Origin of the sequence: Eubacterium ramulus ATCC 29099, from assembly GCF_000469345.1 — a bacterium.
Taxonomy (GTDB): Bacteria; Bacillota; Clostridia; order Lachnospirales; family Lachnospiraceae; genus Eubacterium_I; species Eubacterium_I ramulus.
Map to the genome: position 1 here is coordinate 15,419 of NZ_KI271108.1, position 5,677 is coordinate 21,095.

At 45.9% G+C, this 5,677-nt stretch carries 5 protein-coding genes and 1 pseudogene; 5 read left to right on the forward strand and 1 reads right to left on the reverse strand.

The window, feature by feature from the left end; genetic code table 11:
- The 4 genes and pseudogenes from HMPREF0373_RS04795 to HMPREF0373_RS04810 form a co-directional block, all read left to right on the forward strand.
- Window positions 1-554, forward strand: a pseudogene (locus HMPREF0373_RS04795) (hypothetical protein); the annotation flags it as partial.
- 166 nt (window positions 555-720) lie between these two features.
- Window positions 721-1,107: a transcriptional regulator, SarA/Rot family gene (locus HMPREF0373_RS04800; RefSeq protein WP_081695214.1), complete on the forward strand. Its 387-nt coding sequence runs from the start codon at window positions 721-723 to the stop codon at window positions 1,105-1,107.
- 139 nt (window positions 1,108-1,246) lie between these two features.
- Entirely contained in the window at window positions 1,247-1,924 is a 678-nt protein-coding gene (locus HMPREF0373_RS04805) for a hypothetical protein (RefSeq protein WP_021738490.1), read from the forward strand.
- Between the two features lie 83 nt (window positions 1,925-2,007).
- Window positions 2,008-2,529 carry a spore maturation protein gene (locus HMPREF0373_RS04810; RefSeq protein ID WP_021738491.1) on the forward strand — a complete coding sequence of 174 codons (522 nt, stop codon included), beginning with the start codon at window positions 2,008-2,010 and terminating at the stop codon, window positions 2,527-2,529.
- A gap of 63 nt (window positions 2,530-2,592) precedes the next feature.
- Here the strand turns inward: HMPREF0373_RS04810 and HMPREF0373_RS04815 are convergent, their stop codons facing one another.
- Window positions 2,593-3,654 carry an NAD(P)H-dependent flavin oxidoreductase gene (locus HMPREF0373_RS04815; protein ID WP_044963036.1) on the reverse strand — a complete coding sequence of 354 codons (1,062 nt, stop codon included), beginning with the start codon at window positions 3,652-3,654 and terminating at the stop codon, window positions 2,593-2,595.
- Between the two features lie 276 nt (window positions 3,655-3,930).
- On the opposite strand from HMPREF0373_RS04815, the gene HMPREF0373_RS04820 reads away from it, so the two are divergent.
- On the forward strand, window positions 3,931-5,292 hold the full coding sequence (locus HMPREF0373_RS04820) for an MATE family efflux transporter (protein WP_021738493.1): 1,362 nt from the start codon (window positions 3,931-3,933) through the stop codon (window positions 5,290-5,292).
- Window positions 5,293-5,677 lie beyond the last annotated feature (385 nt).

Sequence of the window (5,677 nt, forward strand, 5' to 3'; positions counted from 1 at the left end):
CCGGTGTGCTGGAATCAGAAACAGAAGGATTCAGTGGCTGGTATTATATTCAGAACGGCTGTGTGCAGAAAGGCCAGGAGACAGTAAAACAAAACAGTAATGGCTGGTGGTATATCGGAACAGACGGAAAGGTTGATTTTCATAAGAATACAGTAGCACCGAATGAGTATGGCTGGTGGGCTGTGCGAAATGGAGCAGTAGATTTTCAATTGAACGGAATCGCATCCAATGAGTCTGGAGACTGGTATTGCAGAGGAGGTCAGGTAGATTTTGGCGCAGCCGGTGTGCTGGAATCAGAAACAGAAGGATTCTGCGGCTGGTATTATATTCAGAATGGCTGTGTGCAGAAAGGGCAGGAGACAGTAAAACAAAATAGTAATGGCTGGTGGTATATCGGAACAGATGGAAAAGTTGATTTTGGATTTTCTGGAATTGCATCCAACGAAAACGGTACCTGGTATATTGAAAATGGAAAGGTTAATTTTACTTACTCCGGTACTTATGAAGATGAGAATGGACGGATTTATGATATTAAATCCGGCAATGCAGCCTGACGGAAATTTTGTGTAGAACCGGATTTGTCCCTTGCGAAGTTTTCACAGATTATGTATAATGATATTGTTAATCAATCAAAATATTTGATATGCAAAATATTGGAGGAGCGCATTGGAAGGATACGATACACTTCATGACCTGCTGGTCAAATTATTTAATGAAATTATGAATATTGAGGAAAAGGCAATCATCACGGAAGAGTTCAAAGATATTTCCAATAATGATATGCATATCATTGAGGCGATCGGTCTGGATGAACCGCGGAGCATGTCTTCGGTAGCAAAGGATTTGTCTGTTACTGTGGGAACACTGACGATCGCGATCAATAATCTGGTGAAAAAAGCTTATGTCAAACGTGTCAGAAGTGAGAAAGATCGTCGTGTCGTTCTGATCTCTCTGACAGAAAAAGGTGTGAAGGCATACCACCATCATGCAGAGTTCCACGATGAGATGATAAAAGCTACACTGAACGGCCTTGACGAAGAACAGACAAAAGTGCTGGTTAAAGCATTGACGAATCTGAGCGCATTTTTCCGCACCTATGGAAAATAATAGGCACATTGGAACTCGCAGTCAGACCATCTGTAAAAACTGTTTCAGGTGGATTTGTGAGTATGGAAAGATAAAAAAGTAATAAGTGTTTGTGATTCAGCATACGTTGTTAGAAAGCCCGGAAGGGAACTGACAGCGTATGCTGAATTTTTTATGGATTTTTATGATTCTGGCAGGAATTGTATATGCGGCATTCACCGGTAATCTGCCGGCAGTAACGGACGCGGCATTGGATGCAGCGCAGCAGGCGGTGACGCTGTGTATCACCATGGCGGGAGTGCTGGCGTTCTGGGTCGGTCTTATGCGGATCGCAGAAAATGCCGGGATGATGCAGCGGGCGGCAGACCGGATCTACCCGTTGCTTCATTTTTTGTTTCCGCGTATTCCACGGGAACATGCAGCATGCAAATCCATTGCAGCCAACTGTATCGCCAATTTTTTCGGACTGGGCTGGGCGGCAACGCCGGCGGGGCTGCAGGCGATGGAAGATCTGGATGAACTGGAAAAGGAACGGACGCTGTTACAGGCAGTTCATCAGCCTTATCGGAAAAAATTTGATTTTACTTCCGACCGTATCCGGCACACACATGTAAAGCAGGAAAAAGTGGCTTCCACAGAAATGTGTACATTTCTGGTGCTGAATATTTCGTCACTTCAGCTGATTCCGGTGACCGTGATTGCTTATCGCAGCAAGTACGGCTCACCGGATCCGACGGGTATTGTGGGAGCAGCCATTGTGGCTACGGCATTTTCTACGCTGGCGGGAATTATCTTTGCAAAGATCATGTCAGCAGCAGACCGGAAACGGGGATATTGAACGCAGATAAAAAAATCAAAAGATGTGGATGAGTGAGGACTGGATGTTATAAAAAACAGAAGGGATGGAGATACTATTTGTATATGCAGCGTATATTACTGTTTTTGTCAGATGTTATCATTCCACTTTTTATTGTGGTGATTCTTATGGCCGGACTGCTGAACCGGCGGAATGCCTATGAAGATTTCGTAAAAGGTGCGAGAGACGGTCTGAAGACGGCGGTGGATATTTTACCCACCCTTGCCGGTCTGATGGTTGCTGTAGGCATTCTGCGCGCTTCCGGTCTGCTTGATGCACTGGCCGGAGTACTTGGAAACTGTGTAGACCGTATTGGATTTCCGTCACAGCTGGTTCCACTTGCGGTGGTGCGGATGTTTTCTTCCTCAGCCGCCACCGGCTTGCTGCTGGATGTCTATGAGCAGTTCGGAACCGATTCCAGACTGGGGCGGATCGCATCGGTCATGATGAGCAGCAGTGAGACGATATTCTATACGATGAGCATTTATTTTATGACAGTAAAAGTAAAAAAGACACGCTGGACTCTGGCCGGGGCATTGGTAGCGACCGTGGCCGGGATCATGGCCAGCGTGTTGCTGGTTGGGTGAAAGAAGAATATGTCAGGTGTGCAAAATTGTAAAGCGGACATTCGCAAAGCGACTGCGTTCAAATTATACCGTTAACTCCTGCATCAGTTTTGGTACTGTAGTGATTTCCCGGATTTCGCCCACCCGGGAACCACAGAAGATCAGACCGTTATCAAGATCGCCCACAACGGCATTGATCAGTGCCTGCGTGATGCAGTAAGGGGCTGTGGCCGGATTGCATGCTTTCAGACAGTTGAAGCAGTGGGAGATTTTGTCCGGTGCTGCAAGCATACGCTGGATAAACGCATTTTTGATAGCGCGGCCGGGCATTCCCACCGGGCTTTTGATAATGATAACATCTTCTTCGGAAGCATTGACGTAAGCTTGCTTGTAAGCATCGCTGGCATCACATTCCTCAGTGGCTACGAAACGTGTGGCAGCCTGAATGCCATCGGCACCGAGTTCCAGGACATGTTTTACATCTTCGGCAGTGAACATACCTCCGGCGACAAATACCGGAATTGCAGTCTGATACTTTTCTTCATATGTTTGTTTTAATGTAATGATATTTCGGATCTCGGTATCATAATCAAGTCCCGGAATATCCTCCAGCTGTTCTCTGGAAAAACCGAGATGTCCGCCGGCCAGTGGTCCTTCAATGACCAGAAAGTCGGCGGTGCGGTGGTACTTTTTATCCCAGAATTTCAAGATAACATTGGCAGATTTTGTACTGGAAACGATGGGCGCCAGTGCGACATCATATCCTTCTGCAAATTTCGGCAGTTCTGTCGGGAGTCCTGCTCCGGAGATGATGGCATCCACACCGGCTGCACAGGCGGTTTTGACATAGGTTTCATACAACTGTGTAACAGCCATGATGTTGACGGCGACCATACCGTTGCCGTCGGCGATTTCTTTCGCTTTTCTGATCTGCTCCGGCAGTACACGCAGATTTGTTTCTTCCGGATGTTTCGTAAAATCTGGATCGTCATAACCAATCTGGGCGGTTGAGAGTACCCCCATGCCACCTTCTTTTGCAACTGCACCAGCCAGACGACAGCGGCTGACTCCGATGCCCATGCCTCCCTGAATGATCGGGAGTTTCAGGAACTTATCTTTCAGATTCAGTGATTTCATTAATTTCATCTTTAAAATCTCACTTTCCATTAATAATACTATGATCATATGTGTGTTACGGTTCTTCTTTTTATGTAAAAAAGTTTGATAATCAAAGTAAATTTATTTTACATCAGACGACAGAGCAAGTCAATACAAAAAGGATGAAAAACGAGCAGAAGTAGTATTGAATACCAGATGCAGATTTTGACGAATTACTTGTCATTTCATGGAAAATAGTATACAATATCATACAGGTTTATAGGAAATCTTCGGGTAAATGTGTTGGGAGGTTATTTGGATAGTATGGAACAGGATAAGACGTTTCTGGGAACAGAACCAATAGGAAAATTATTGATGAAGCTGGCGGTTCCGACGGTTATCGCACAGCTGGTAAATATGTTGTACAACATCATAGACCGGGTTTATATCGGCCATATTCCGGGAGAGGGCAGCATGGCGCTGACCGGCGTAGGGGTGTGCATGCCGCTGATCCTGATCATTGCGGCATTTGCGGCGCTGGTAGGATCCGGTGGTTCTCCGAGGGCATCCATTTACATGGGAAAAGGCGAGCACGATACGGCAGAAAAAATTCTGACGGGCTGTCTGAGTCTTCAGATCATCGTTTCCATTATTCTGACCGTGATCTTGCTGATCTGGAACGAAAATCTGTTACTCATGTTTGGTGCCAGTGAAAATACGATTTCTTATGCGACGGCATATATGAATATTTACGCGATCGGTACGATTTTTGTACAGATTACCCTTGGTATGAATACATTTATCACTGCCCAGGGAAAAGCCATCACAGGTATGATGACGGTTCTGATCGGAGCGGTTGCGAATATTATACTGGATCCGATTTTTATCTTTGGGATGCATATGGGAGTGCAGGGTGCGGCACTGGCAACCGTGATTTCACAGGCTTTGTCCTGCATCTGGGTGTTGTCTTTCCTCTCCGGGAAAAAGACGCTGCTTCGGATCAAAAAAGAAAATATTATGCCGGGACTTCAGCTGGTTCCGCCATGCGTGGCACTTGGTGCATCCATGTTTGTTATGCAGGCCAGTGAGAGTGTGATTTCCGTCTGCTTTAATTCATCGCTGCTAAAATATGGCGGAGATATTGCGGTGGGAGCCATGACGATCCTTACCAGTGTCATGCAGTTTGCCATGCTTCCTCTGCAGGGAATCGCCCAGGGGGCGCAGCCGATCACCAGTTACAATTATGGTGCAAAAAAATTGTCCAGAGTGAAGCAGAGTTACAAAATACTGCTCTGCGTCTGTGTCATTTATTCCATTGTTCTGTGGGCAATTATTATGGCATTTCCACAGGTGTTTGCAAAATTGTTTACCACAGATGCTGCACTGATCGATTTTACGGCAAAGGCACTTCGGATTTACTGTCGTGTATTGTTTGTGTTCGGTATACAGATCGCCTGCCAGATGACCTTTGTGTCCATAGGGAATGCACCGTGTTCCATTATCGTGGCAATCCTGCGGAAATTCATATTGCTGATTCCATTGATCTACATATTACCGCATGTTATGGAAAATAAAACCAATGCCGTGTATATGGCAGAACCGGTGGCTGACATCATAGCGGTGAGCTGTACGTTGATTCTGTTTATGGTACAGTTTCGGAAATCTTTGCGGCGTTTGACGGAATAGCTGGTTGTCGGATTTGGCTAAAATTTGATTTTTAATACGAAAACGAAGCATCCTGTCGGGACGCTAGACGCTCACTACCCTCGTTTCACGTCGTTTTCATCGCGCTCGTTCCCACGCCTGAAAAAGAGGTCGTTTCCACTCGCGCAAAAACTCGTGAAACTCGGTCGTTTGCTTAATCGCTTACCCTGACAGGATGCTTCGTTTTCTCTATTTACACTGTGAAATTAAAAACAGTTTTCATCTTCCTGCTAAGTTTTGCAACGTAAATCTGCGTGCGAGTTCGCGGGAGGAGGCGGAGATAAGCGGCACGCAGTGCAGTGCGGCTGAAAATTTATGATAAACAAAACTTAAAAGAACGCCAGTCAGGCAATCTTTCCTCGGCAAG

Bases quoted from the DNA above. Each gene is read 5' to 3' on its own strand.
- HMPREF0373_RS04800 (WP_081695214.1), top strand. From the start codon at position 721: ATGAATATTGAGGAAAAGGCAATCATCACGGAAGAGTTCAAAGATATT.
- HMPREF0373_RS04820 (WP_021738493.1), top strand. From the start codon at position 3,931: ATGGAACAGGATAAGACGTTTCTGGGAACAGAACCAATAGGAAAATTA.
- HMPREF0373_RS04810 (WP_021738491.1), top strand. From the start codon at position 2,008: ATGCAGCGTATATTACTGTTTTTGTCAGATGTTATCATTCCACTTTTT.
- HMPREF0373_RS04815 (WP_044963036.1), bottom strand. From the start codon at position 3,654: ATGAAATTAATGAAATCACTGAATCTGAAAGATAAGTTCCTGAAACTC.
- HMPREF0373_RS04805 (WP_021738490.1), top strand. From the start codon at position 1,247: ATGCTGAATTTTTTATGGATTTTTATGATTCTGGCAGGAATTGTATAT.